Origin of the sequence: Streptosporangium sp. NPDC050855, assembly GCF_044456585.1 — a bacterium.
Lineage (GTDB): Bacteria > Actinomycetota > Actinomycetes > Streptosporangiales > Streptosporangiaceae > Streptosporangium > Streptosporangium longisporum.
In genome coordinates, this window is the sequence record NZ_JBITFY010000001.1 from 614,240 (window position 1) to 638,536 (window position 24,297).

23 protein-coding genes and 1 tRNA gene are annotated in these 24,297 nt (G+C 72.0%); 17 read left to right on the forward strand and 7 right to left on the reverse strand.

From position 1 onward, the window contains the following. Positions 1-111: 111 nt before the first annotated feature. The gene (locus ACIBCT_RS02905) at positions 112-1,125 is read right to left on the reverse strand and encodes a sugar phosphate isomerase/epimerase family protein (RefSeq protein WP_399185711.1); all 1,014 of its coding nucleotides are present in this window, start codon (positions 1,123-1,125) and stop codon (positions 112-114) included. Between the two features lie 488 nt (positions 1,126-1,613). Between ACIBCT_RS02905 and ACIBCT_RS02910 the strand changes: the two genes are divergently transcribed. Together ACIBCT_RS02910 and ACIBCT_RS02915 are read left to right on the forward strand one after the other, a co-directional pair. Continuing rightward, the gene (locus tag ACIBCT_RS02910) at positions 1,614-2,543 is read left to right on the forward strand and encodes a hypothetical protein (protein WP_399185712.1); all 930 of its coding nucleotides are present in this window, start codon (positions 1,614-1,616) and stop codon (positions 2,541-2,543) included. A gap of 13 nt (positions 2,544-2,556) precedes the next feature. Next, on the forward strand, positions 2,557-3,396 hold the full coding sequence (locus ACIBCT_RS02915; protein WP_399185713.1) for a class F sortase: 840 nt from the start codon (positions 2,557-2,559) through the stop codon (positions 3,394-3,396). Between the two features lie 127 nt (positions 3,397-3,523). Here the strand turns inward: ACIBCT_RS02915 and ACIBCT_RS02920 are convergent, their stop codons facing one another. Then, on the reverse strand, positions 3,524-4,420 hold the full coding sequence (locus tag ACIBCT_RS02920; protein WP_399185714.1) for an NAD(P)-dependent oxidoreductase: 897 nt from the start codon (positions 4,418-4,420) through the stop codon (positions 3,524-3,526). Positions 4,421-4,487: 67 nt separating this feature from the next. On the opposite strand from ACIBCT_RS02920, the gene ACIBCT_RS02925 reads away from it, so the two are divergent. Continuing rightward, complete coding sequence (locus ACIBCT_RS02925) at positions 4,488-4,862, forward strand: winged helix-turn-helix transcriptional regulator (protein WP_399185715.1); 375 nt, start codon at positions 4,488-4,490, stop codon at positions 4,860-4,862. A 278-nt stretch (positions 4,863-5,140) separates the two neighbouring features. Beyond that, on the forward strand, positions 5,141-6,286 hold the full coding sequence (locus tag ACIBCT_RS02930; protein ID WP_399185716.1) for an acetyl-CoA C-acetyltransferase: 1,146 nt from the start codon (positions 5,141-5,143) through the stop codon (positions 6,284-6,286). A 123-nt stretch (positions 6,287-6,409) separates the two neighbouring features. Here the strand turns inward: ACIBCT_RS02930 and ACIBCT_RS02935 are convergent, their stop codons facing one another. Together ACIBCT_RS02935 and ACIBCT_RS02940 are read right to left on the reverse strand one after the other, a co-directional pair. Then, on the reverse strand, positions 6,410-6,622 hold the full coding sequence (locus ACIBCT_RS02935; protein WP_399185717.1) for a hypothetical protein: 213 nt from the start codon (positions 6,620-6,622) through the stop codon (positions 6,410-6,412). 288 nt (positions 6,623-6,910) lie between these two features. Continuing rightward, positions 6,911-7,624 (reverse strand): class I SAM-dependent methyltransferase, encoded by a 714-nt coding sequence (locus ACIBCT_RS02940; RefSeq protein WP_344890109.1) that lies wholly within the window; start codon positions 7,622-7,624, stop codon positions 6,911-6,913. 369 nt (positions 7,625-7,993) lie between these two features. Between ACIBCT_RS02940 and ACIBCT_RS02945 the strand changes: the two genes are divergently transcribed. After that, complete coding sequence (locus ACIBCT_RS02945; protein WP_399185718.1) at positions 7,994-10,276, forward strand: ATP-binding protein; 2,283 nt, start codon at positions 7,994-7,996, stop codon at positions 10,274-10,276. A 52-nt stretch (positions 10,277-10,328) separates the two neighbouring features. On the opposite strand, the gene ACIBCT_RS02950 is transcribed toward ACIBCT_RS02945, so the two are convergent. Next, positions 10,329-11,414 carry an adenosine deaminase gene (locus ACIBCT_RS02950; RefSeq protein WP_399185719.1) on the reverse strand — a complete coding sequence of 362 codons (1,086 nt, stop codon included), beginning with the start codon at positions 11,412-11,414 and terminating at the stop codon, positions 10,329-10,331. A 94-nt stretch (positions 11,415-11,508) separates the two neighbouring features. Here ACIBCT_RS02950 and ACIBCT_RS02955 point away from each other — a divergent pair, with 94 nt between their 5' ends. The 4 genes from ACIBCT_RS02955 to ACIBCT_RS02970 all read left to right on the forward strand — a co-directional run bounded on the left by ACIBCT_RS02955 (position 11,509) and on the right by ACIBCT_RS02970 (position 17,222). Beyond that, on the forward strand, positions 11,509-12,009 hold the full coding sequence (locus tag ACIBCT_RS02955) for a SigE family RNA polymerase sigma factor (RefSeq protein ID WP_399185720.1): 501 nt from the start codon (positions 11,509-11,511) through the stop codon (positions 12,007-12,009). Then, positions 12,006-12,962, forward strand: a complete 957-nt coding sequence (locus ACIBCT_RS02960; RefSeq protein ID WP_399185721.1) for a PASTA domain-containing protein — start codon at positions 12,006-12,008, stop codon at positions 12,960-12,962. The genes ACIBCT_RS02955 and ACIBCT_RS02960 overlap by 4 nt, the downstream gene beginning before the upstream one ends. A 223-nt stretch (positions 12,963-13,185) precedes the next feature. Further along, complete coding sequence (locus ACIBCT_RS02965; protein WP_399185722.1) at positions 13,186-15,186, forward strand: ATP-binding protein; 2,001 nt, start codon at positions 13,186-13,188, stop codon at positions 15,184-15,186. Next, on the forward strand, positions 15,183-17,222 hold the full coding sequence (locus ACIBCT_RS02970; RefSeq protein ID WP_399185723.1) for an ATP-binding protein: 2,040 nt from the start codon (positions 15,183-15,185) through the stop codon (positions 17,220-17,222). Before ACIBCT_RS02965 ends, ACIBCT_RS02970 begins: the two co-directional genes overlap by 4 nt. A gap of 2 nt (positions 17,223-17,224) precedes the next feature. On the opposite strand, the gene ACIBCT_RS02975 is transcribed toward ACIBCT_RS02970, so the two are convergent. After that, positions 17,225-18,430 (reverse strand): pyridoxal phosphate-dependent aminotransferase, encoded by a 1,206-nt coding sequence (locus ACIBCT_RS02975; protein WP_399185724.1) that lies wholly within the window; start codon positions 18,428-18,430, stop codon positions 17,225-17,227. Positions 18,431-18,724: 294 nt separating this feature from the next. Between ACIBCT_RS02975 and ACIBCT_RS02980 the strand changes: the two genes are divergently transcribed. The 6 genes from ACIBCT_RS02980 to ACIBCT_RS03005 all read left to right on the forward strand — a co-directional run bounded on the left by ACIBCT_RS02980 (position 18,725) and on the right by ACIBCT_RS03005 (position 22,517). Next, positions 18,725-18,797: transfer RNA gene (locus ACIBCT_RS02980), tRNA-Trp, on the forward strand. A gap of 75 nt (positions 18,798-18,872) precedes the next feature. Then, positions 18,873-19,121, forward strand: coding sequence for a preprotein translocase subunit SecE (gene secE / locus ACIBCT_RS02985; protein WP_399185725.1), 249 nt, complete (start codon positions 18,873-18,875; stop codon positions 19,119-19,121). Positions 19,122-19,198: 77 nt separating this feature from the next. Continuing rightward, entirely contained in the window at positions 19,199-20,068 is an 870-nt protein-coding gene (nusG, locus tag ACIBCT_RS02990) for a transcription termination/antitermination protein NusG (RefSeq protein ID WP_399185726.1), read from the forward strand. Positions 20,069-20,213: 145 nt separating this feature from the next. Continuing rightward, positions 20,214-20,645: a 50S ribosomal protein L11 gene (gene rplK, locus ACIBCT_RS02995; protein ID WP_399185727.1), complete on the forward strand. Its 432-nt coding sequence runs from the start codon at positions 20,214-20,216 to the stop codon at positions 20,643-20,645. Positions 20,646-20,821: 176 nt separating this feature from the next. Further along, the gene (gene rplA, locus ACIBCT_RS03000) at positions 20,822-21,535 is read left to right on the forward strand and encodes a 50S ribosomal protein L1 (RefSeq protein ID WP_362808622.1); all 714 of its coding nucleotides are present in this window, start codon (positions 20,822-20,824) and stop codon (positions 21,533-21,535) included. A gap of 154 nt (positions 21,536-21,689) precedes the next feature. Then, positions 21,690-22,517: a DUF1396 domain-containing protein gene (locus ACIBCT_RS03005; RefSeq protein WP_399185728.1), complete on the forward strand. Its 828-nt coding sequence runs from the start codon at positions 21,690-21,692 to the stop codon at positions 22,515-22,517. Here ACIBCT_RS03005 and ACIBCT_RS03010 read toward each other — a convergent pair. Continuing rightward, complete coding sequence (locus tag ACIBCT_RS03010) at positions 22,459-22,836, reverse strand: hypothetical protein (protein ID WP_399185729.1); 378 nt, start codon at positions 22,834-22,836, stop codon at positions 22,459-22,461. The genes ACIBCT_RS03005 and ACIBCT_RS03010 overlap by 59 nt on opposite strands. A 162-nt stretch (positions 22,837-22,998) precedes the next feature. On the opposite strand from ACIBCT_RS03010, the gene rplJ reads away from it, so the two are divergent. Both rplJ and rplL read left to right on the forward strand, forming a co-directional pair. Beyond that, on the forward strand, positions 22,999-23,523 hold the full coding sequence (gene rplJ / locus ACIBCT_RS03015; protein WP_399185730.1) for a 50S ribosomal protein L10: 525 nt from the start codon (positions 22,999-23,001) through the stop codon (positions 23,521-23,523). Between the two features lie 82 nt (positions 23,524-23,605). Beyond that, positions 23,606-23,995, forward strand: coding sequence for a 50S ribosomal protein L7/L12 (rplL, locus tag ACIBCT_RS03020; protein ID WP_344890067.1), 390 nt, complete (start codon positions 23,606-23,608; stop codon positions 23,993-23,995). The last annotated feature ends 302 nt before the right edge of the window (positions 23,996-24,297 follow it).

Below are 24,297 nucleotides of genomic sequence, written 5' to 3' on the forward strand. Positions count from 1 at the left end.
GGGGAGGCGGGTTCCCGCGGAGGCCGGGGCGGGGGCCCGGACCGGAGGCGAGGGGGAGGATTCCGGCCGGGAGCCGGGGAACGGCGCCGGGGGGCCGGCGGGGCGGGGGCGTCACCGTTCGGCGAGGGAGCTCAGCAGGGCCTGCTGGACGATGCGCTGCGCGGCCAGCGCGTCCTGGGCCTTCTGCGCGGCGGCGAGGGCCTCGCGGTCCACCAGGTCGAGAGCACGATGGATGTTCCTCATCATCCGTATACCCGCTCGGGCGGCTTCCACCGAGTTCTCACGGAACGGGAATTGGTCGAGCTGCCAGACGCCGTCCCAGCCCGCGTCGCGCAGCGCGTAGAAGAACTCGAAGGTCTCGGTCAGGTGGACCGAGCCGACGACCATGTCGTCGTCCCAGCCGCGGTGGTTGTCGTTGACGTCGATGGCGAACAGGCGCCCGCGGGAGATCGCCAGCCGCGCCGCGTCCGCCGGGGACTCGCCGCCGTAGAGGGAGTGGCCGAAGTCCAGCAGGACGCCGACGTTGGGCAGGCCGATCTCCTCGATGGCCAGCAGGGTCTTGGCCGCGGAGGAGAAGACGATGCTGTTGCGCGGCTCGCGCGGCTTGTACTCGATCGCGAAGCGCAGGTCGGGGAAGGCCGTGGCCAGCTCGCGCACCGCGTCCAGGGAGAAGCGCCACAGCTCGGAGTGGTCGGCCTGGAAGGGGTAGTCCCACCCGTCCTGGCCCGGCCAGAGCTTCACGTAGTCGCATCCCAGCTCCCGGGCCGTCTCGGCACCCTGGGAGACCAGCTCGACCGCCTGGCGGCGCACCTCGGCGTCGGGGTTGGTGAACGCGCCGCGGACGAAACGCCGGGTGTAGATCTCCGGCGTGACCGCGATCGCCCGCAGGCCGTTGCGCTCCAGGGCCGCCTTCACCTCGTCCAGGCCGAGCTCGGGCGGGTCGAAGGGGAATGTCAGGTCCACCACGGACAGATCACCCACCTGCCCGGCCAGGTCGATCGCCTCCAGCGTGCTGACCGGCGGGCCGTAGCCGTCGGTGGCGTACCGGTCCACGTACCGCCCGAAGTGCCAGATACCTGCGCCGAAGGTCGGCTCTTGAATATCTATGCGTGAGTGACTAGACATAACCATGACGGTAGGATCAGCAGGGCGTCCATGTCAATGAAATCTTTCGGCAACGTCCGCGACGCTCCGGAGTCACCCCCTGGACGGGCGGGCCGGTTCCGCCGTGCCCGCCGGGGCCGCGGGTCGAAAGGCTCCCACCTGCGGTGACGTCGACCTTGACCAGGTTTTTCCCCGTGACCCCTGCGCCGCCACCCATGGGTCGCGGGCACATGACGACGGCCGTCAGGCGGCCGGGAGGCTTATGGCGATCTTCGGCGAAACATGTCGGTAACATGTATCGGTTGCCAGGGAAGACGGCTTTCGTCCCGCCATTCGTGCTTCGTCCATGTAGCGTGGCGTTTGCGGTGGGATAGATGGGAATTTGTGTCCGTTTAGCCGACCCGCTCGCATGGCCGGGTCTGTGTTCGTAGGATCTATGCCGAACCTTGACCGAGACCTGTAAGCCCCCCACCGGTACGAGCCGGTGACATCCGGAACGAGGAGAGATCGTGCTGAAGTCCAGGACGCGGCGGCGCATAGCGGTCAAGACGGCCGTGATCGCGGCGGCGGGCGTAGGCGTCTTCGGTGCGTTCCCGGCGCTCGCCTCGATCTACGCCGCCCCCAAGCCCGTCACCTACACCTGCACGGTGGTGGGGGGCACGGCCACCGCACCCACGTTCGCGTTCCAGATGGACCTCACCGGTCCGACCGCGGCGGTGACCAACGCGCCGCTCACGGCCACCTGGAAGATCGGCGCCCCCAGCGGGACGCCCTCCTTCGTGGCGCCCATGCCCATCCCGTCGACCATGCGGCTCGTGATCGACGCCGACATGGACGTCTACAGCGTTCCCAGCACGCCCGCGCTGGTCCCCACGGGGCTGCGGTCGGTCGCCGCCACCGCTCCCGCCGCCGCGATCCCGTCGGGCCAGCCGCTGACCGCGCCCCCGCTGGTCGTCACGGTGACGCCCACCGCCACCGGCGTCGTCGCCTTCCGGCCCGACACCTTCAGCGTCCTGATGAACACCGGCACCGGGACGGGCACCGGGACCGACACCGAGCTGTTCAGCTGCAGCGTCGCGGATCCGGTGCAGGCGAGCGCGGCGGCGCTGCAGGTCACGGTCAAGGCGACGATCTCCACCTCGACCTCCCCGAGCGCCTCGGTCACCCCGAGTGCCTCGGTGACCCCCAGCGCGTCGGTCACCCCCAGCGCCTCGGCCACCCCCAAGCCGACGATCACCGTCACCCGGACCAGGACCTCCAAGCCCACCAGGAGCTCCGACGAGCAGATCGAGGAGACCCCCGACGGCGCGGCCTCCACGGGCGGTGGCGGGGACGCCGGGCCGGACGCCCGCACGATCATGTTCAGCGGCATGCTGATGGTGGCACTCGCCGGGGCCGGGGGCCTGGTGCTGCGGCGCCGCACCGCCGGGCGCGGCTGATCGGGGCCGCCGGATGACCACCCCTCCGCCGGACGGATGGCCGCCGGGACAGGTGCCCGGGTACGGGCCGGTGGGCCGGCCCTACCCGCCGCCCGGCGCGCAGCAGTACGGCCCGGCGTACGGGGAGTGGCCACCCCCGGAGCCCCCCGCCCTCGACGGCGGGCGGGTGATGCGGTCGGTGCTCATCCTGGCGGGGATCGCCGGGGTGGTCACGGTGCTGGTGGGCGTGCTGTTCATGCTGGCCTCCCCGGAGGAGTACGGCCTGGCCGACGGGCGCACCACGCTGCCGCCCCGCAGCGAGGTGGCCGGGGCGCCGGCCGACCCGTACTTCAAGGGACCCGCGACCGCGCCGCCGCCGCAGCCCACCGTGCCGGCGGCACCGCCCATGCAGCCCTCGTCCCCGGTACGCCTGGTCATCCCCAAGCTCGGCGTCAACGCGCCGGTCAGGTCGGTGGGGCTGGACCGCAAGGGCGCGATCGAGGTGCCGCCGGTCGGCAACCCGAACCTGGTCGGCTGGTACCGCTCGGGTCCCACCCCCGGCGAGGCCGGCCCCGCGATCATGCTCGGGCACAAGGACACCCGCTCGGGAAGCGCGGTGTTCAGCCGCCTCGACGAGATCCGCAACGGCGACGTCATCGAGGTGCACCGCAAGGACGGCATCATCGCCGTCTACACGGTCGGCGGGCTGGAGCAGGCGGAGAAGTCGGTCTTCCCCACCCAGCGGGTGTACGGGGAGTCGCCCGTCCCGCGGCTGCACCTGATCACGTGCGGTGGCGTCTACGACCGCGCGACCGGCCACTACACCGACAACGTCATCGCCTACGCGACCATGACGAGCACCAGGAGCGCCTGAGCCGTTCCCCGGCCGTCCCGGACCCCTGCGGCGTGCCGGTCGCCGCGGTCACCCCGAGTCCCCATGGTCAGGCCGGGTCCCCGTGCTCAGGCCGGGTCCCTGCGGGCAGGCCGACGTCGTGCCGGCGTCACGCCGACGGGGTCCGGATCGTCTCGACGAGGCGCGCGAAGCTGTCGGAGCCCCGGCCCGCGTCGATCGCCCGCCGGGCGGTGGCGTGGGCGGCGGCCAGCACGCCGGTGTCGAGGCCGTGTCCCCGCGCCGTGTGGACGATGTGCTCCATCCCGGCCGCGGCCGAGAGCAGGTCGGAGCCGTCCGCCGGATACTCGCCCTTGTCGATCTTGATGGCGAAGTCGTCCATGATGTCGGGGAGCAGGGCGCTGATCCCCTTGGCGTACGGGACGAGGTCCCGGGCGGAGATGTTCTCCGCCGCGGCCAGCGCGAAGGCGTGCACGATGCCGCTCATCGCGGTCCAGAAGACGTCCAGCAGCGCCACGTCGTGGGCGGCGGCCCGGCCCGGGTCGGTGCCGAGGTGCACGGCCGCGCCGCCCAGGTGCCGCAGCACCGGCCGGTGCGCCTCGTACACGGACTCGGGCCCGCTGTACAGGACGAGGGTCGAGGGGCTGCCGATCACGGTGGTGGGGACCATGATCGCACCGTCCAGGTAGCCGGCGCCGATCCCGGCGGCCCAGGCCGCGGTGGCGCGGGCACGGTCGGGGGAGTCGGCGGTGAGGTTCACCACCGTGCGGCCCGCCAGCTCACCGGCCACGGGTTCGAGGATGGCGTGGACGGCGTCGTAGTCCAGCACGCAGACGATGACGAGGGGGCTCGCGGCGACCGCCTCGGCGGCCGTGGCGGCGAGGACGGCGCCCTCGGCCACCACCTCGGCGGACTTGCCCGGCGTGCGGTTCCAGACGGTGACGGGGTGGCCGGCCCGCAGGAAGGTGGTGGCCAGGGTCCGGCCCATCGGCCCGAGGCCGAGGACGGTCACCGGCGACGCCGAGGGCAGGCTGGGGGAATGGCTCATAGGGTGCTCCCGTTCAGAGGATTGAGGGCGAGTGTGGATCGGCCGGAGGTCGGAGGTCGGAGGGGACATGACCCGCGAGGTACACGTCTGTGGCGTCGGCGCCGCGATCGACGTCGTCCAGGGCAAGTGGAAGACGTTCCTCCTGTGGACGCTCGCCGAGCGGCCCCGCCGTTTCGGTGAGACCAGGCGGCTGGTGCAGGGCATCAGCGAGAAGGTGCTCACCGAGCAGCTGCGCGAGCTCGAGACGGACGGGATCGTCCACCGCGAGGTCTACGACGAGTCGCCACCGAAGGTGGAGTACTCGCTGACCGCGAAGGGACGAGGGCTCTTCGAGGCACTCGAAGTCCTGGACGTCTGGGGCAGGCGGCACCTTGAGGAGGATCGGGTGTCGGTCGGGGTGCGTGGCGCGCCTTCACCAGACTCCCCGTCGCGCTCGATCTGATCAAGTACGCACCTGAAAGTGGGTGCCCACCTCGGGGTACGTGACCCCGGGCCGTCGCACGACCGGTGCCCGGTGACAGGCGGGGCGGGCGGCGGGTTCGCGGGCTCGTCGGACTGCCCGGCCCCCGGCGGCCGGTCCGCCCTCGGGCCGGTTCGCCCTCGGGCCGGGTCCGGCCTCGCGGCGGCGGGCGAAGGCCCGCCCTGGGAAGGCGTGGACGAAAGTTCTGTTGTAATCTCCTACTGACCGAACATTGCTCGGTTTCATACGCAGGAGGCACTGTGGCAGAGGCGTACATCGTCGGGGCGGTCCGTACCCCGGTCGGTAAGAAGAAGGGCGGTCTGTCCACCGTCCACCCCACCGATCTGGCCGCGCACACCCTGGGAGCGCTGATCGAGCGCACCGGGGTCGACCCGTCCGCGGTCGAGGACGTGATCATGGGCTGTGTCATGCAGTTCGGCCCGCAGAGCATGGACATCGCGCGCAACGCCTGGCTGTCGGCGGGCCTGCCGGAGAGCGTCGCCGGTGTGACCATCGACCGCCAGTGCGGCTCCTCCCAGCAGTCGATCCACTTCGCGGCCCAGGGAGTGCTCTCGGGCACCCAGGACCTGGTCGTGGCCGCCGGGGTGGAGTCGATGAGCATCGTCCCCATGGGGTCGAGCATCACCGCCGCCCTGGAGAAGGGCATGCCCTTCCCCTTCGGTGAGAAGTGGGTCGAGCGCTACGGCAAGCAGGAGATCTCCCAGTTCCGCGGCGCCGAGCTCATGTGCGAGAAGTGGAACCTCAAGCGCGACGAGCTGGAGCGGTACGCGTACGAGAGCCACCAGCGGGCGGCGAAGGCCATCGCGAACGGCCACTTCAAGGACCAGATCGCCCCGATCAACGGCGTCGAGGACGACGAGGGCCCCCGCCCGGACACCACCCTGGAGAAGATGGCGTCGCTGAAGACGCTGCGGGAGGACGGCCGGATCACGGCCGCCACCTCCTCGCAGATCTCCGACGGCTCGGGAGCGCTCCTGATCGCCTCCGAGCAGGCGGTCCGCGACCACGGCCTGACCCCCAGGGCGCGCATCGTCACCCTGGCGCTCACCGGCGACGACCCGGTCTACATGCTGACCGCGCCGATCCCGGCGACGCAGAAGGCGCTCAAGCGGGCGAACCTCTCCATCGACGACATCGACGTCACCGAGATCAACGAGGCGTTCGCCCCGGTCCCGCTGGCGTGGATCAACGACCTGGGCGCCGACCCGGCCAAGGTCAACCCGAACGGCGGCGCGATCGCCCTGGGCCACCCGCTGGGCGGCACCGGCGCGATCCTGATGACCAAGCTCCTGCACGAGCTGGAGCGGACCGGCGGCCGGTACGGGCTGCAGACGATGTGCGAGGGCGGCGGCCAGGCCAACGTCACGATCATCGAGCGTCTGTGACCCGGCGTCCGCGGCACCTCGCGGGGGCCGCGGCGCGCGACCGCGAGATGTGATCGAGGTCCCGCGGCACACGGAAAGGCCCCGGCCCCGGATTCCTCCGGGGCCGGGGCCGTGGCCAGGGGATCAGCGACCACCCTTGCCCGGGATGCGGCGCGGCTGCCGGGTGGGCCTGGTCGGCATCGGCGGCATCTGCCTCGGCGTCCGCTTGGGTGCCGGGGGCATGACGCGCTCGGCCGGCGGGGTCCGCGGCTCGAACGGTCCGTTGATCTTGACGGTCGTGACGGGGAGGGCGGACACGGATCCGCCGTCGCGCTTCTGGGCGGCGTGAATTCGCATATGGACTCCTTGAGGCATGTGGCGACGCGGTGAGATCCCGGTCGAGACTCAGCTGCCGCGTCGGAACGGACGGGCCTGACGGCTGAGTGCGGGCGGATCAGCGATGGCTGATCGACGCCGGCTCTAGGAGTTGATCCACATGTGAACGAGGTTACGCCGCCGCCGCCGGGACGTGCAAGACGTTTTCCGGCGGCGGCGCGCGAGGCGGTTCCAGCCGCGGGGCGGTTCCATCGCGCGGGCCGCTGACGCGCGCGAGGTGCCGGCGCGCGGGTCACCGCGACAGGCGCGTCACTTCTTGGGGACGCGGGCGACGCAGAAGACGGTCTGCCCGAACGGCGGGCGGACGAAGCGCTCGATGAGCCGGGTCAGCGGCACCACCGTACGGTCGTAGATCTTGACCAGGCGGGGGTCGGGGTAGCCGACGCCACCGCGCCGCACCGCGGCCCACCAGGCGATGCCGCCCAGGAAGTTGATCGGCTTGAGCACGTCGATGTCCAGGCCCGCCTTGGAGACCGTGCTGCGCAGGGTGGCGGGGGTGTAGCGGGTGACGTGGCCGACCTTGCGGTCGAAGTCCCCGTACAGCTGCATGTAGCCCGGCACCCAGATGATGATCCGGCCGCCCGGGAGGGTGACGTCGGCCAGCGACCGCAGGGCCTCGACGTCCTCCTCGATGTGCTCCAGGACGTTCATCAGCACGACGGTGTCGACCTTCTCGCCGATCGGGATCTCGGTCGGCAGGCCGAACTGCAGCACGTCGATGTCGTCGCGGCCCTCGAAGCGCTTGTTCAGCTGCTCCACGCAGTAGGGGTCGAAGTCGCTGACCACCAGCCGGTCCAGGCGGGGCAGGAACTGCTCGGCGAAATGGCCCAGGCCGGAGCCGATCTCCAGCATGGAACGGCCCACGTGCGGGGCGACCATGTCGAACTCGTACTGCCGGTAGTTCTTGGCCTCGTCCCCACCGAGGTGGTTCTCCAGGGCCTCGTCACCGGCCGCGGGTTGCACTACGCGGTCATACCCAGACATGCGGTTCCGTCCAGCTCGTTCGGGGAAGGCCGCGGCGCGAACCGCGGATCAGGGACAGCCAGAGTCTAGTGGCCCCGCCCGCACCGCGGCCTCCCGACGATCGATGCCGGACCCGGCCGTCCGCGCCCCGCCGCGGCCGGGGCCCCGCCCCTGGTTACCGGCTCCGCCGAATCACCGATAAAGCACCTGCATTCTCGCCCTTTCCTCCGTACGGGAGAAGTCCGGCCCGGATGCGGCGGTGAGATGTGCACCGCAGGGCAAGGAAACCCCCCTGGAAAACGATGACCCCGCCGGTTCGTGATGTGGGAGGAGTGCGATTCCCGGTAAGTGAAAAAGGAGCGCGAACCCATGGAACAGGTCCAGTGGTGGCGTGGGAACCTCCCCGCGGAGACGGATCCCCTCATCGGCCGGGAGAGCGAGGTGCGGCGGTTGCTGAAGCTCGTGGCCGGCACGCCGCTGACCACGGTCACCGGTGCCGTAGGCGTCGGCAAGTCCCGGATCGCGGTCAGGGCCGCGCGGGAGCGGCACGGCCGCCATCCGGACGGCGCCTGGCTGGTGGAGCTGTCCGGTGAGCGCAACGGCGACCTGCTCGCCGACACGGTCGCGGCCGTGCTCGGCCTTCCCGAGCGGTCCGCGCGGCCGCAGACCGAGGCGCTGGCCGGGTTCCTCGCGGGCAGGAGGCTCCTGCTGCTCCTGGACGGGTGCGAGCACATCCTGCCGGCCTGCCGGGAGCTCGTCACCGCGATCGGGGCGGCCGCTCCGGACGTGCGGATCGTCGTGACCTCCCGCCGCCCGCTGGGACTCTCGCGGGAGGCGCTGCTGCACGTCGACCCCTTCGACGTGCCCGGCCCGCAGGACGACCGCACCGGCCCGGCGGTGCGTCCCTGGACGCAGGGACGCTCCTCGTGGGAGGGGCCGGCGGGCGGCGACGCGCTCCGTTTCTTCCTCGACCGCGCCGCCGCCGTGCCGAGGGCGGAACCGGCCGGGACCGGCCCGGCACGGACGGGAACCGGGACGCCCGCGGAGACGGGCGCGACCGCGGAGGCGCGGGCGACGGCGGGGACGCCCGCGGAGACGGGCACGACCGCGAGGATGACGGCGGAGGCGGGGACGACGGTGGAGGCGGGGCTCAGGATCTGCCGCCTGCTGCACGGCGTCCCGCTCGCCGTCGAACTGGCGGCCGGAGGGCTCCGCACGGTGTCCCCCGGACGGCTCGCGGACCTGGTGGAGAGCCGCCTGCGCGCGCCGTCCGGCAGGGGCGCCCCGGCCGTGCGCCCGCGGGCCCTTCCCGGTGGGGCCGCCCTCGCCGGGACCGTCCTCGACGAGCCCGTGCGCGACCCGGACACCTGCGACCGGGCCGTGCGCGCCGCGCTCGACGTGGCCCACGACCTCTGCACCCGCAGGGAGCGATCGCTCTGGGCCGGGCTCTCGGTCTTCGCGGGGGGCTTCACGGCGGCCGACGCCGAGTGGATCTGCGGCGGCGGGGACCTGTACGACGTGCCGGAGCTGCTGGAGCGGCTGGCCGCGCGGTTCCTGCTGGACCGGATCCCCGGTGGCTACCGGCAGCCGGTCGCGGTCAGGGAGTACGGCGGCGAGCGGCTCGCCCTGCGCGGCGACGAGGCGACGACGACGCGCCGGCACCGCTACCACTACCTGGACCTGGCGCGCCGGGCCGAGGCCGGCTGGTACGGACCCGGGCAGGAGGAGTGGGCGGCCAGGCTGACCTTCTCCATGGCCGACCTGCGCGCCGCCCTCGACGCGACCTCCCCGGTCCGCGTCGAGCTGGCCGGCACGCTCTGGATCCTCTGGTTCTGCCTGGGACGGCTGGACGAGGGCCGCTACCACATGGGCCGGGCCATCGAGACGGCCCCGGTGACGGATCCCGGACTGCCCCGGCTGCTGTGGGCGGACGGCTGCGTGGCCATCGCCCGGGGCGAGCTGGAGCAGGGCCGCTGCCGGGCCGAGGCCGCCCTGTCCGCGGCGCTCGACCGGGGGGACCACGCGGCGGCCGGGCACGCTCAGCTCGGGCTGGCCAGCCGGTCGCTGCTCACCGGCGCCCTGGACGAGGTCGAGCCCCGCGTCGAGCGCGTGCGCGAGTACTTCCGCAGGGCCGGGACCGCCACGGTCGGCGAGCCGCTCGCGCTGGTGACGGCGGCGATGGCCGTCACCTGGCGCGGCGAGTTCGGCCGGGCCGTCTCGGTGCTGCAGGAGGTGCAGCGGCTCTGCGACGCGCGCGGCGAACGCTGGGTCCGCGCCTGCGGGGACTACGTGCTGTCCATCGCCCTGCTCGGCCTCGGCCGGCCGGCCGAGGCGGCGGAGGCCGCCCGGCAGTCGCTCGACGCCAAGTGGCGCCTGCGCGACGCCATCGGGGTGGCGCTGGCCGTCGACCAGCTCGCGGTGATCGCCGCGGTCCAGGGCGACGGCCGCCGCACCGCCAGGCTCCAGGGGGCGGGGGTACGGCTCGGGGCGACCTTCGGGCTCCGCGACCTCGGCTCCGAGGGCATGTCCGAGCCGAGGACCGTCGCCCAGCGGACCGCCAGGCAGCTGCTCGGCGACGAGACCTACGAGGCGCTCTTCGCCGAGGGCTACGGGGACGAGCCGGACGCGGCGGTCGCCTACGCCCTGCGGTGAGGGCCGGTCCGGTCGCCCCGCCCGGCCGTCCGACGCCGGCCGGTCGTCCCGCTCACCCCTGCGACGCCGGCCGGTCGCCGATCCGCTCGGCGTCCGACGTCGGCCGGTCGTCGTCCCGCCCGGCGTCCGACGCCAGCCAGTCGTCGATGCCCTGGAAGAGCCTCTTGCGCACCTCCTCCGGGGCCGCCGAGACCCGGATCGACTGGCGGGCCAGCTCGGCCAGCTCCGGATCGGAGAAGCCGTACACCTGCCTGGCCAGCTCGTACTGGGGCAGCAGCCGGGCACCGAAGAGCAACGGGTCGTCGGCGCCCAGCGCGATCGGCACCCCCGCCTCGAACAGGCGCCGCAGCGGCACGTCCTCGGCCCGCTCGACCACCCCGAGGCCGACGTTGGACGTCGGGCAGACCTCGCAGGCGATCCCCCGCCCGGCCAGGCGCTCCATGAGCCACGGCGACTCGGCCGCGCGTACCCCGTGGCCGACCCGGTCGGCCTCCAGCACGTCCACGCACTCGGCCACGCTGGCGGCCCCCAGCAGTTCCCCGCCGTGCGGCACGGCCAGCAGCCCGGCCCGCTTGGCGAGCCGGAAGGCCCCGTCGAAGTCGCGGGCCCGGCCGCGCCGCTCGTCGTTGGAGAGCCCGAACCCGATCACGCCCTGGTCCATGTAGCGCGTGGCCAGACGGGCGAGCGTCTTGGCGTCCAGGGGATGGCGGGTGCGGTTGGCGGCCACCACCACCGCGATCCCTATCCCGGCGTGGTCGGCGGCCCTGCGCGTCGCGTCGAGCATCAGCTCCATGGCCGAGGTGAGGCCGCCGAACGTCGAGGCGTACCCGGACGGGTCGATCTGGATCTCCAGCCAGCCCGACCCCTCGGCCGCCTCGTCCTCGGCCGCCTCGCGCAGCAGGCGGTAGACGTCGCTCTCGCGCTGCAGCACCGAGCGCGCGATGTCGTACAGCCGCTGGAAGCGGAACCAGCCCCGTTCGTCGGTCGCCCGCAGCTGCGGCGGCCAGTCCTCCTTCAGGGCGTCGGGAAGGTGTGAGCCGTGCTCGAGGGCGAGCTCGACGAGCGTCGAGTGCCGCATGGAGCCGGTGAAGTGCAGGTGCAGGTGAGCCTTGGGCAGTTCGCTGAGGGGACGTGGCATTTCAACATGGTGCCGTACCCGGGGTGGTCGCGATGTTTCTTGGTCTCAACCTGACGGGGTCTCCATACGTTGGGGAGGGCGAAAGGGGACCTCGATGACGGAAGAAGACGAGGCGGCCTTCGACGAGTTCCTGGCCGCACGGAGTACGGCGCTGCTGCGTACCGCGATCCTGGTCTGCGGCGCGTCGCCGCACGACGCCGAGGACCTGGTGCAGAACGCGCTGGAGAAGGTCTACCGGCACTGGAGCCGGATCCGGCACGACAATCCCGAGTCCTACGCCCGCAGGGTCGTGGTGAACGCCGCGATCAACGTCTCCCGGCGCCGCAGGGTGATCCAGGAGATCACCTTTGCCCGTCCCCCGGAGACCGCGGTGGACGCGCCGGACGTGGACCTGCGCGACGCGCTCCTGGCCGAGCTGCGCAGGCTGCCCGCGCGGATGCGGGCGGTGCTGGTGCTGCGCTACTGGGAGGACCTGTCGGAGAACGAGACCGCCACGTTGATGGGCTGCTCGGCGGGGACCGTGAAGAGCCAGGCCGCACGGGGGCTGGCCAGGATCCGCGAGCGGATGGGCACCTTGGAAGGGGTACGGGGATGACGCTGGAACAGGAACTGTCCGAGGCGATGGGGGAGCACGTGGCCGATGTGCGGGCCTCCTCCCTGATGGGCACGAGGATCCGCCGCCGGCACCGCGGCAGGCGGGTCCGGGTCCGCACGGCCGGGGCCGCCCTGGTCACGGTCGCGGTCGCCGGGGCCGTGCCCTCGTACCTGGCGCTGACCGAGGGGCCGCGGGCCACGGTGGCCGGTCCGGCCGGGACGGAGTCCGAGGCCAGGGCCGGGATCGCCCCGCCGGTCGAGGTGCCGCGCGCGATCAAGATGACCGTGGCCGAGGCCAGGGCGGTCCTGGAGGCGGCGGGCCTGACGGCGAGCGTCGAGGGAGAGACCGGCGAGGCGGGCCTGGTGGTCGAGCAGACCCCCGAGATCGGGGAGAGCGTCCCCCGCGGGTCCGCGGTCAGGCTGGTGGCGATCGACCCGGCCCGGCCCGGCCCGTCCTCGACGGCCGACGGCCCCGAGGAGAAGACGACGATGCCGCAGGACCTCGGTGACCTCGGGGACGGCCGCGCGTTCGGCGGCGTCAGGTTCGGCTACCTGCCCGACGGCCTGGAATGGGGGAAGTGGTCGGGAAAGAATGGCTTCGGCACCACGAGCTACACCACGACGTGGCAGCGGCCGGGCCTGCCCGAGGGAGAGTACGACGTCCAGGCCGTGGTCTACCGGGATGGAGCCGTCGCACAGCTGAAGAAGCGGATGAGGGGGTACGAACGGCAGGGCGCCGAGCCGATCACGATCGACGGGCGCACCGCTTACCTCGTCCGGGCGGGCGAGGCCGCCTCCCGGATCGACGAGAACGGCACCCTCACGCTCGTGTGGACCGAGAACCGGGACGTGGCCGTCGAGGTCATGATGAGCCCCGGCTACGCCGGTGGGTTCGGCGACCGGGCCGAGGCCGAGATGAGGAAGATCGCCGAAGGGGTGGAGGCCGCGAAGTGAGACCGGATCGGCGGTCGATCCCTCTCGCCCTTTCCCCCGCGCTTCGATAATTACATTTTCACCTCAAAGGTGTTATTTCGGACGGACGTCACCGGTTTTCGGCGGCGTCCGTCCATATCTCATTCCGCCATATATCAAGGAAATCTGGGAAACGGGCTTTCAGTCGAGCGCGCCCCCGTGCGACCGTAGAGCCACACGTTGTCAGGAAGACGGTGGGGCTGCCATGGAAGCGGACGTCTTCGTCGGCAGGGAGACCGAACTCGCCGACGTGTCCGCCCTGCTGGAGAGGGTCCGGCACGTCACGCTGACCGGTCCCGCCGGAGCCGGGAAGACCGCCCTGGCCCTGCGGCTGGCCCGCACCCTCGCGCCGGCGTTCCCCGGCGGGGTGCACCTCGTGGAGCTGGCCGAGGCGCCCGCGGACCTGGACTCCCTGGCCGGGACGCTCGCCGACGCGATCGGCGCCCCGCGGCGGCCACGGACCCCGGCGCTGCGCGCCCTGGCCGACGGGCTCGCCGAGCGCCGGAGCCTGCTGATCCTCGACACCTGCGACCGCGTGGTCGGCGCCGCGGGCATCCTGGTCGGCCTGCTGCTGCGCTCCGTCGAGGAACTGCGCGTCCTGACCACCAGCAGGCAGCGGCTGGGCCTGCCCGGCGAGCACCTCTACCCGGTCGGCGGGCTCCGCGAGGCGGACGCCGTCCGGCTGCTGACCGCCCTGGGCCCCGGCCGCCCCGACCCCGGCGGCCTCGACGACACCGGCGGCCTCTGCGGCCCCGACGGCCCCGGCGGCCCAGGCGGCCCTGACGGTGCCGACGCGGACCCGGCCCGGTTCTGCGGCAGCCTGGACAACCTGCCGCTGGCCATCCGGCTCGCCGTGACCGGCACGCGGACGGACGGCACCGTCCACCGGCACACCTCCATGCGCGTCGCCCTCGGCTGGAGCCACGAGCTCTGCACCCCGGCCGAGCGCCTGCTCTGGGCGCGGGCCTCGGTCTTCGCCGGCACCTTCGACCTGGAGGCGGCCGAGGGGGTCTGCGCCGACGACGCCCTCGCCTCCGCCGACGTCCTCGACGGGCTGCTCGGCCTGCTCGACAAGTCCGTCCTGGTTCGCGAGGAGGGCGAGGGCGGGGTCCGCTACCGCCTGCTGAACACCGTCCGCGACTTCGGCGCCGTCTGGCTGGACCGGCTCGGCGAGACCGAGGAGATCCGGCGCCGGCACCGCGACCACTACCTCGCCCTGTCCGCCCGCGCCGAGATGAGCTGGCAGGGCCGCCAGCTGGAGTGGTACCGCAGGCTGGTCCTCGAGTGCGGCAACATGCGCGGCGCCATCGAGTACTGCTACTCCAGGCCCGAGGAGTACCGCAGGGGCCTGGACCTGGTCGGCAACCTGTGGTTCCTGTGGGCCTGCTGCGGCATGCAGGCGCCCGGCGACGACCTCCTCCAGCGGGGCCTGGACCTGGAGCACGCCGCGGGCCCCGAGCGGGTCAAGGCCCTGTGGGTGCACGCCTGGGTCTCGATCCAGCGCGGCGACCTGGAACGCGCCGAGCGGACCCTGGCCGAATGCGCCGCCCAGGACGCCGACGGCTACGCCACCGCCTACGTCAGCCAGTTCCAGGCCCACCTGGCCGTCGTCAGGGGCGACGTGGGCGAGGCGCTGCGGCTCATCAAGCACGCCCGGGTACGGCACCGCTCCACCGGCAACGTCTTCCCCGGCTTCCTGCCCACCTACACGGTGGTCGCCACCGCCATGATGCTCACCGGCCGCCACGACCAGGCCGTGTCCGTGCTGCGCGAGGGACGCGAGCTCTGCGACTCCTGCGGCGACTACTGGACCCTCATCCGCCTGGACCTCCTGCTGGGTCAGGCGGAACACCTCCTGGGGAACACCGCCTCCGCGGCCGCCTCCGCCCGCGACTCGCTGCGCGGGGCCCGCCTGTTCGGGGACACGGTCTCGCTCATGGAGGCACTGGAGGTGTTCGTCGTGATCGCCGAGTCGTGCGGCGACGACGTCCTCGCCGCCACCCTGTTCGGGGCCTCGGGGGCCGCGTGGCGTGAGGCCGAGGTCCCGCCCAGCCGATCCCCCATGATCGCGAACCTGCTCCGCACCGCGGAGCTGCGGCTGCGCGGGCGCCTGGGCAGGACGAAGTTCGAACGGCTGCTGGAACAGGGAGGTTCGATCAGCCTGCGGGACGCCGTGGACCACGCGCTGCGGGGAGAGTCTTCTTGACGCGGCGCGGCAACCTGCCGATCGAGATGAACAGCTTCGTCGGCCGCGCGGCCGAACTCGGCGAGATCGCGGAACTGCTCGCCCGCACCCGCCTGCTCACCCTGCACGGGGCCGGCGGGGTCGGCAAGACGCGCCTGGCCCTGCAGGCCGCGCGCGTCCTGCAGGACGGCCACCCCGACGGGGTCTGGGTGGCCGAGCTCTCCGCCGAGACCGACGGGGACCTGCTCGCGGGCGTCGTCGCCGGCGCCTTCGGCCTGTACGAGACCAGCGGGCGCCCGATCCTGGACTGCCTCGTCGACTTCCTCTCGCCCCGGCGCCTCCTGCTCGTGCTCGACGCCTGCGAACACCTCGTCGGACCCTGCGCCGCCGTGGTCACGGCCCTGCTGGACGGCGCGCCCGGCATCCGGATCATGGTGACCAGCCGCCAGGAGCTCGGCCTGCCGGCGGAGCTCGTGCTGCCCGTCGAGCCGTTCCCGGTGCCCCCGCCGGAGGCCGCCGACCTCGCCGGCTACGACGCGATGAGCCTCTTCCTCGACCGCGCCACGGCCGTCGCCCCGGGCCTGCGCACCGACGAGCGGGCCCTGATGGCCGTCGCCAGGCTCTGCAGGAGGCTCGACGGCATGCCGCTCGCCATCGAGCTGGCGGCCAGCCACATGCGCGGGCTCTCGGCGACCCAGCTCGCCGACCGGTTCGAGAACCGCTTCGGGCCGCCCTCCGGCGGCGTGGGACTGCTCCTGCGCCACACGCTGCACGCCACCACCGGCTGGAGCCACGAGCTGTGCACCCCGGCCGAGCGCCTGCTCTGGGCCCGCCTGTCGGTCTTCGCCGGCACCTTCGGCGTGGAGGCGGCGCGAGGCGTCTGCGAGGACGGGCGCCTGCCCGACGTGCCCGCCGTGCTCGACGCGCTCGCGGCCAAGTCCGTCGTCACCCGGGTGGGGGACCGGTACCGGCTGCTCGACACCATCAGGGACTACGGCCGCGACCGGCTCGACGAGCTCGGCGAGACGGACCTGACGATCCGCCGGCACCGCGACCACTACCTGTCCGCCGCCCGGCGGATGAGCGCGCGCTGGTCCGGCCCGGACCAGATCGCCTGGGCCGACTGGGCGTACGGGGAACTGCGCGACATCCGGGCCGCCCTCGACCGCTGCCTGGCCTCCGGCGACCCTCGTACGGCACTGGAGCTGGCCGGGGCCCTGCGGGTGCTCTGGTGCCACCTGGGCCTCGTCCGCGAGGGCCGCCGCTACCTGGACCGCGCGCTGGCCGCGGTCGCCGCCCCCGACCGGGTGAGGTCCAGGCCGCTGTGGGTGGCCGCCCACCTCGCGCTCGTCCAGGGCGACATGCCGCTGGCGCGCGCCAGGGCCGAGGAGTGCCTGGAGTCGGCCCGCCACCACGGCGACGCCGAGGCCGAGGCCGAGGCCCACCTCCGCCTGGCCGGGACCGACATGCTGGCCGGTGACCTGGCCGGCGCCCGGGAGCGCGTGCTGCGCGGGGCCGCGGGGCTGCGGCGGGCCGGTACGGGGTCGCCCGGCGTGCTCCTGGTCCCCCTGCTGCTCGCGGGGATCGCCGTCTTCGGCGGCGACCTCGACGAGGCGGTGGAGATCCTGCGCGAGACGCGCCGCAGGTGCGAGGCGCGCGGCGAGCTGTGCCAGCGCGCCATGGGCGACTACGTCCTGTCGCTGGCGCTGTTCAGCCGGGGAGAGCTCACCGCGGCCGCCGCCGCGGCGAAGGCGGCGCTGGAGACCAAGTGGCGGCTGCGGGACGCGGTCGGCAGCGTCCTGGCCATCGGCCAGCTCGCCAGGATCGCGGTCGGCGCGGGCGACGGCCTCCGCGCGGCCTGGCTGCTGGGCGCCGCCCGGCGGATCTGGATCACCTTCGGGCTGCCCGGCCAGGGCGTGGACTCGGTGTTCGAGCTCCGCACGGCCGCCGCGGCCCGCGCGGCGGCCCTGATCGGTGAGGCCGCCTACGCGCGGGCCTTCGAGGAGGGCTCGGCCGCCCACCTCGACGCCGCGGTCGCCTACGCCCTGCGGGACTGAGCTCAGCCGGCCTGGCCGAGGAACTTGGCGATGCGCCCCACACCCTCGGCGAGGTCGTCGTCGCCGAGCGCGTACGACAGCCGGAAGTAGCCCGGGGTGCCGAAGGCCTCGCCGGGGACGACCGCCACCTCGGCCTCCTCCAGGATGATCTCGGCCAGCTCGGCGGAGGTCGCCGGGCGCCTGCCGCCGAACTCCCTGCCCAGCAGCCCCTTGACCGACGGGTAGGCGTAGAACGCGCCCAGCGGCTCGGGACAGAGCACGCCCGGGATGTCGTTGAGCATCCGGACCATGGCCCGGCGCCGCCGGTCGAAGGCCTCGCGCATCTCGGCCACCGCCGACAGGTCACCGCTCACCGCGGCCAACGCGGCGATCTGGGCGACGTTGGAGACGTTGGAGGTGGCGTGCGACTGCAGGTTGGCCGCGGCCTTGACGACGTCCTTGGGGCCGATCAGCCAGCCCACCCGCCAGCCGGTCATCGCGTAGGTCTTGGCGACGCCGTTCAGGATCACGACCCTGTCGCCCAGCTCCGGGACCACCGTGGCGATGCTCGCGAACGTCGCGTCGCCGTACGTGAGGTGCTCGTAGATCTCGTCGGTGACGACCCACAGGTCGTGCTCGGCCGCCCAGCGGCCGATCCGCGCGACCTCGTCGGGGCTGTACACGGCGCCGGTCGGGTTGGAGGGGGAGACGAACAGCAGGACCTTGGTGCGGTCGGTGCGGGCCGCCTCCAGCTGCTCCACGCTCGCCAGGTAGCCGGTGGTCTCGTCGGTCACCACGTCGACCTGCACGCCCCCGGCGAGCTTGATCGCCTCGGGGTAGGTCGTCCAGTACGGGGCGACGACCAGGACCTCGTCACCCGGGTCGAGCAGCGTGGCGAACGCCTCGTAGACGGCCTGCTTGCCGCCGTTGGTCACCAGCACCTGGGACGCGTCCACCCGGTAGCCGGAGTCGCGGAGGGTCTTGTCGGCGACGGCCTGCTTCAGCTCGGGAAGGCCCCCGGCCGGCGTGTACTTGTGGAACCGCGGGTTCCGGCAGGCCTCGGCGGCGGCCTCGACGATGTAGCCGGGCGTCGCGAAGTCCGGCTCGCCGGCACCGAAGCCGATGACCGGGCGGCCCGCCGCCTTCATCGCCTTGGCCTTGGCGTCCACGGCGAGCGTGGCGGACTCGGAGATCGCGGAGATACGCGCTGAGATGCGAGGACGGGTCATGCCTCCATGGTTACAGACCTGTGCCGCCGATCCCGCCGGATATCCACCATCCGGACCTCGTCCGGGCCCCGTCCGCACCTCCGTCCGGACCCCGCGGGCGTGCCCGCGCCCGCCCCCGCGGTGCCGTCCCGGGCCGGAAAGCCCCTGAGCAGGGCTCTCATCCGCCGGTTCGACGTGATGGCCAATCACCCGTAGACTCCGGCATGGTCTTTCCGCCGCATGCGTGAACCGGCGGTCAAGACCGTGAGCCACGGACAAACTTCGGTCCAACCGATGTATGGTGGTTCATGTCTTAGGGCACTAGCGCAATTGGTAGCGCACCGGTCTCCAAAACCGGCGGTTGGGGGTTCGAGTCCCTCGTGCCCTGCGAGGAGCGGTCCGCGCATCTGGCGTCTAGCGCGCCGCTGTTATGCGTTGGACTCGAAGGATTCAGGTGAGGACTGTGGCGATCGACACGCGCGGCGAAACCGCAGACAAGCCGAGCGGTGAGAAGAAGACGAAGCGCACTTCTCCCGCCCTCTTCTATCGGCAGGTCGTCGCCGAGCTGCGTAAGGTCATCTGGCCTACGCGCAAAGAACTGATCTCTTACACCATCGTCGTCCTGGTATTCGTTCTGCTCATGGTCGGGATCGTGTCGGCGTTGGACGCGCTCTTCACCGAGGGTGTGCTGAGAATCTTCGGCGGATCCTGAGCCGCGACATCCCGCGGGCGAGGCGTCCCAGGACGCCCCGCCGGCCATCGACCATCGACGAAAAGAGATAGAGCACCGTGTCCGAGTCTGCACAGTCGGCCGGCCAGCCCCGCGACGAGCGCGAGGACGGGCCGGAGGAGGCCGTCGACGTCACCCGGGATTCGCTTGACGATTCCGACGGGCAGACCGTCGACGCCGAGACCGACGCCGAGATCGCGGAGGCCGGGTCCGGCGGCGACGCCGAGACGTCCGACGCCGACGCGGAGATCGAGCAGGCCGGGCAGGCCACGGCCGGTGCCGCCGACGGCGAGGACGACGGCGTGGACGGCGTGGACGAGGACGGCGACGTCCTCCCCGACGTCGACCCGGTCGAGGACTTCAAGCGGCACCTGCGCGGCCTGTTCGGCGAGTGGTACGTGATCCACTCCTACGCGGGCTACGAGAACCGGGTGAAGTCGAACATCGAGACCCGGACGCAGTCCCTCAACATGGAGGACTACATCTTCCAGGTCGAGGTGCCCACCCACCACGTGACCGAGATCAAGAGCGGCAAGCGCCAGCTGGTCAAGGAGCGGGTGCTCCCCGGCTACGTGCTGGTCCGGATGGAGCTCACCGACGAGTCCTGGTCGGCGGTGCGCAACACGCCCGGCGTGACCGGCTTCGTGGGCCTGTCCAACAAGCCGAGCCCGCTGAGCCTGGACGAGGTCGCCAAGCTGCTCGCGCCCGAGCCCTCGGAAGAGGTCAAGAAGTCCACCGCCAAGGCCTCGGCCGCGACGGTCGACTTCGAGGTCGGCGAGTCCGTCACCGTCATGGACGGACCGTTCGCCACGCTGCCCGCCACGGTCAGCGAGATCAGCGCCGAGTCCCAGAAGCTCAAGGTGCTCGTGTCGATCTTCGGCCGCGAGACCCCGGTCGAGCTCTCGTTCAACCAGGTCTCGAAGATCTGACCCGGTCGCGTAGACTTCATCAGTCTGCCCCGCGTTCGCGGGGATGGTTCCATGACCGCCGCGCCGCTCACGGCGCAGTCGCGGCCGACCTCGCGTGCGCGGGGATCAGGAACATCGCTCAGAGAAGAAGGACCCGGAGAGAATCATGCCTCCCAAGAAGAAAGTCGCAGCGCTGGTCAAGGTTCAGCTTCCCGCTGGCCAGGCCACGCCCGCACCGCCGGTCGGTACCGCCCTCGGTCCGCACGGCGTCAACATCATGGAATTCGTGAAGCAGTACAACGCTGCCACCGAGGCCCAGCGGGGCAACATCATCCCCGTCGAGATCACCATCTTCGAGGACCGCAGCTTCACCTTCGTCACGAAGACGCCCCCGGCGCCCGAGCTGATCAAGAAGGCCGCCGGTGTCGCGAAGGGTTCGGCCATCCCGCAGAAGGACAAGGTGGGCAAGCTCACCAGGGAGCAGCTGCGCCAGATCGCCGAGACCAAGATGCAGGACCTCAACGCCAACGACGTCGAGGCGGCGGAGAAGATCATCGCCGGCACCGCGCGGTCGATGGGCATCACGATCGCCGACTAGCACCATCCGCCGTACGTTCCCGGCGGTGACCTCGTGGCGGTGGACACCCCCGCGGGTCGGCCAGCAGGCGGCGGCGATCGCGACCCAGGTCGCGCCATGACACCGCACGTCGACGTCGAGTGGAGGGGCCCGCGCAGGCCCGTACCACGGACACTCGGATTCACAGGAGTGATCACATGAAGCGCAGCAAGGGATACCGCGCCGCAACGGCGCAGGTCGACCGCGAGACCCTGTACAGCCCCGCCCAGGCGGCCAAGCTGGCCAAGGAGACCAACGTCGCCAAGTTCGACGCCACCGTCGAGGTGGCCCTGCGGCTGGGTGTGGACCCCCGCAAGGCCGACCAGATGGTCCGCGGCACCGTCAACCTCCCGCACGGCACCGGCAAGACCGCCCGGGTCCTGGTCTTCGCGACCGGTGACCGTGCCGAGGAGGCCCGCGCCGCGGGCGCCGACATCGTCGGTGCCGACGAGCTGATCGACGAGGTGGCCAAGGGCCGTCTCGACTTCGACGCCGTCGTCGCCACGCCGGACCTGATGGGCAAGGTCGGCCGCCTCGGCCGCGTGCTCGGCCCCCGTGGCCTGATGCCGAACCCCAAGACCGGCACCGTGACCCCGGCCGTCGGCAAGGCCGTCACCGACATCAAGGGCGGCAAGATCGAGTTCCGTGTCGACCGGCACGCGAACCTGCACTTCATCATCGGCAAGGTGTCCTTCGGCGAGCGCCAGCTCATCGAGAACTACGCCGCCGCCCTCGACGAGGTGCTCCGTCTCAAGCCGTCCGCGGCCAAGGGGCGTTACGTCAAGAAGGTCGTCTTCTCCACGTCCATGGGCCCCGGCATCCAGGTCGACCCCAACCAGACGCGGGCGCTGACCGCCGAGCTCGACGCCTGATACCAGACGCGTTCCGCAGAGGGCCTCGACCGAATGGCCATTCGGTCGAGGCCCTCTTTCGTTCCTCCGGACGACGCGCCCGGCCGAGTCGACGCGTAGTGTCGTAAGTCAGGATCATCGGGGGAAACGAAGGAGTGAGGACGAAATGCGCCGAATGGCTCCCGCACTTGCACTGGGAGCGGCCGCGCTCGTCGCGGTCGCGGGATGCGGTGCACAGCAGAACACCGTGGCCCTCGGAAACGTCAAGCTCGCCGCGGCCGACGCGGTGCAGCAGAGCGCGCAGAAGGCCGAGGCGGTCACCTCGTACTCGGCGGACGTGGTTCTCGACACCAAGGGCGGCGGCCAGGAGGGCTCGGGCAAGGTCCAGGGCAGCATGCTCTACCAGAGCCAGCCCGAGCTCGCGACCGACATCAGGCTCGACACGATCAACTTCGGCGGGCAGAACGTGCCCGGCGGTGCGCGGGCCATCCTGACGGACGAGACCGTCTACGTGAAGTCCGAGATGCTGAACCGGATCGGCGGCATCACCAAGCCGTGGGTCAGGGTGCCGCTCAGCCAGGTCGACGCCGAGGGACAGGCCGAGATCAGGAAGTTCATGGACCAGGCCCGGCAGTTCGACCTGGCCGGCACCGTCAAGCTGCTGACCGCGTCCAAGGACGTCAAGGCGGTCGGCACCGAGACGGTCGGCGGGGTCGACACGACCCACTACAGCGGCACGTTCCCGGTCGCCGAGGCCGCCCGGCTGGTCGACCCGGCACAGCGTGAGAAGCTCCAGGAGGGCCTCTCGCACGCCAAGGACGTGAAGTTCGACCTGTGGGCCGACGCCCAGAGCCTGCCCCGCAAGGTGACGCTCAGCGGCTCCGAGAAGGACGCGACGTTCAACCTGACGGCGCTCTTCAAGGGTTTCAACGAGCCCGTGGAGATCACCGCTCCGCCGGCCGACCAGGTGGACGACCTTCCCAAGGGGCGCGCCGGGAACTGACGCTCCCTCGCCCCCGCTCTTCCGCCCGCGCCCCCGGTCCCACGACCGGGGGCGCGGGCGCGTCCCGCGCCGCCGTACGCTCCGCGCCGCCCGGCGGGCCCCTCCCGTCGCCGTCCCTGTGGCCGTCGCCGTCCCTGTGGCCGTCCCCGTCCCCGTCCCCGTGACCGTCCCCGCGACCGTCTCCGCGTGCGTGTGCGTTCCCCCGTGCGTACCCGCGTCGGTGGCCGTGCCGGGCCCGCCGCCGGGATCGATTTGGCATCCGGGGCGACAGGACGTACGCTGTCAACGCCGAAGACCGCCGGTCGTCGTCGGGCCTCATGGCCTGCCGACCTAAAGGATCCACGTTCAGTGGACGGCCCGCGTAGGTGTGATGTGAGTTTTCATCTGGACTAACCTCCTCATGTGAGCCCCGTGCGCCTGCGCCGGGGCTTGTTCTCTTTTCCAGGGCCTTTACCCCGGCGGCACATCTGGAAGGAGGCCCATGGCGAAGGCAGAAAAGGCAACGGCTGTCGCAGAGCTGAAGAGCAGCTTCGACGGCTCCAGCGCTGCCGTTCTGACCGAATACCGCGGTCTCACCGTCGCCCAGCTCAAGCAGCTGCGTGTTTCTCTCGGTGAGAATGCGAAGTTCGCCGTGGTGAAGAACACGCTGACCAAGATCGCGGCCTCCGAGGCCGGGTTCAGCCAGCTCAACGACCTGCTCGCGGGTCCGTCGGCGATCGCTTTCGTCAACGGCGACGTGGTCGAGGCTGCCAAGAGTCTGCGTGAATTCGCCAAGGCCAATCCCCTCCTGGTCATCAAGGGCGGTGTGGTCGACGGCAGGTCGATGACGCCGGACGAGATCACCAAGCTTGCCGACCTCGAGTCGCGCGAGGTTCTCCTCGCGAAGCTGGCCGGTGCCCTGAAGGCGAAGCAGGGCCACGCGGCCGCCGTCTTCAACGCGCTGCCCACCAACATGGCTCAGCTGGCCGAGGCCCTGCGCGCCAAGCGCGAAGGCGCCGGCGAGTAGGTCCGCGCAGGCGGTCACAGGGGATTAACGCAACCGCGGTCCCAACTTTCCCAGCACGTCACATCCGTATGGAGGAACCATCATGGCGAAGCTCAGCACCGACGAGCTGCTCGACGCTTTCAAGGAGATGACTCTTCTTGAGCTGTCCGACTTCGTGAAGGTCTTCGAGGAGACCTTCGACGTCAAGGCCGCCGCTCCGGTCGCCGTCGCCGCCGCGGCCGCCCCCGGTGCCGCCGCCGCCGAAGAGGTCGAGGAGCAGGACGAGTTCGACGTCGTCCTCGAGGCCGCCGGCGAGAAGAAGATCCAGGTCATCAAGGAGATCCGCGCCCTGACCAGCCTGGGCCTGAAGGAGGCCAAGGACCTCGTCGACGGCGCTCCCAAGTCCGTCTTCGACGGCAAGGTCAACAAGGAGCAGGCCGAGAAGGCCAAGGCCGCCCTCGAGGGTGCCGGCGCGACGGTCACCGTCAAGTAGTTCGTTCGCTTCACACGGGAAGAGCGGGTCCACCAGGTGCCGGTGGCCCGCTCTTTTCGCGTTCCCGGGCCGTCTCGTGGGAGCCGGGACGATCTCCGGAAGCTGTTGGACCCCCTTCCAATCCGGGCGATCGCGGTTACCGTTGATCCCATCGAGGGCTTGCGCCGGTGGAGTCTCCGCCACACCGGGGGCGGCTGCCGAGCCGGCGGCGGGCACCGCGGGTGCGCCAAGGCCGCTGTACGTACCGGTGTGGCGGGTTATGATCCGGCGGTCGGGGAGCATGCCGTCCCTGGAGGCGGGGG

Excerpts from the sequence above, each read along its gene's own strand:
- ACIBCT_RS02960 (WP_399185721.1), top strand. The coding sequence starts at position 12,006 with ATGACGCTGGAACAGGAACTGTCCGAGGCGATGGGGGAGCACGTGGCC.
- ACIBCT_RS02950 (WP_399185719.1), bottom strand. The coding sequence starts at position 11,414 with ATGCCACGTCCCCTCAGCGAACTGCCCAAGGCTCACCTGCACCTGCAC.
- rplA (WP_362808622.1), top strand. The coding sequence starts at position 20,822 with ATGAAGCGCAGCAAGGGATACCGCGCCGCAACGGCGCAGGTCGACCGC.
- ACIBCT_RS02920 (WP_399185714.1), bottom strand. The coding sequence starts at position 4,420 with ATGAGCCATTCCCCCAGCCTGCCCTCGGCGTCGCCGGTGACCGTCCTC.
- ACIBCT_RS02915 (WP_399185713.1), top strand. The coding sequence starts at position 2,557 with ATGACCACCCCTCCGCCGGACGGATGGCCGCCGGGACAGGTGCCCGGG.
- rplL (WP_344890067.1), top strand. The coding sequence starts at position 23,606 with ATGGCGAAGCTCAGCACCGACGAGCTGCTCGACGCTTTCAAGGAGATG.
- rplK (WP_399185727.1), top strand. The coding sequence starts at position 20,214 with ATGCCTCCCAAGAAGAAAGTCGCAGCGCTGGTCAAGGTTCAGCTTCCC.
- ACIBCT_RS02975 (WP_399185724.1), bottom strand. The coding sequence starts at position 18,430 with ATGACCCGTCCTCGCATCTCAGCGCGTATCTCCGCGATCTCCGAGTCC.
- ACIBCT_RS02965 (WP_399185722.1), top strand. The coding sequence starts at position 13,186 with ATGGAAGCGGACGTCTTCGTCGGCAGGGAGACCGAACTCGCCGACGTG.
- rplJ (WP_399185730.1), top strand. The coding sequence starts at position 22,999 with ATGGCGAAGGCAGAAAAGGCAACGGCTGTCGCAGAGCTGAAGAGCAGC.
- ACIBCT_RS03005 (WP_399185728.1), top strand. The coding sequence starts at position 21,690 with ATGGCTCCCGCACTTGCACTGGGAGCGGCCGCGCTCGTCGCGGTCGCG.
- ACIBCT_RS02905 (WP_399185711.1), bottom strand. The coding sequence starts at position 1,125 with ATGTCTAGTCACTCACGCATAGATATTCAAGAGCCGACCTTCGGCGCA.
- ACIBCT_RS02935 (WP_399185717.1), bottom strand. The coding sequence starts at position 6,622 with ATGCGAATTCACGCCGCCCAGAAGCGCGACGGCGGATCCGTGTCCGCC.
- ACIBCT_RS02955 (WP_399185720.1), top strand. The coding sequence starts at position 11,509 with ATGACGGAAGAAGACGAGGCGGCCTTCGACGAGTTCCTGGCCGCACGG.
- ACIBCT_RS02925 (WP_399185715.1), top strand. The coding sequence starts at position 4,488 with ATGACCCGCGAGGTACACGTCTGTGGCGTCGGCGCCGCGATCGACGTC.
- ACIBCT_RS02945 (WP_399185718.1), top strand. The coding sequence starts at position 7,994 with ATGGAACAGGTCCAGTGGTGGCGTGGGAACCTCCCCGCGGAGACGGAT.
- ACIBCT_RS03010 (WP_399185729.1), bottom strand. The coding sequence starts at position 22,836 with ATGAGGCCCGACGACGACCGGCGGTCTTCGGCGTTGACAGCGTACGTC.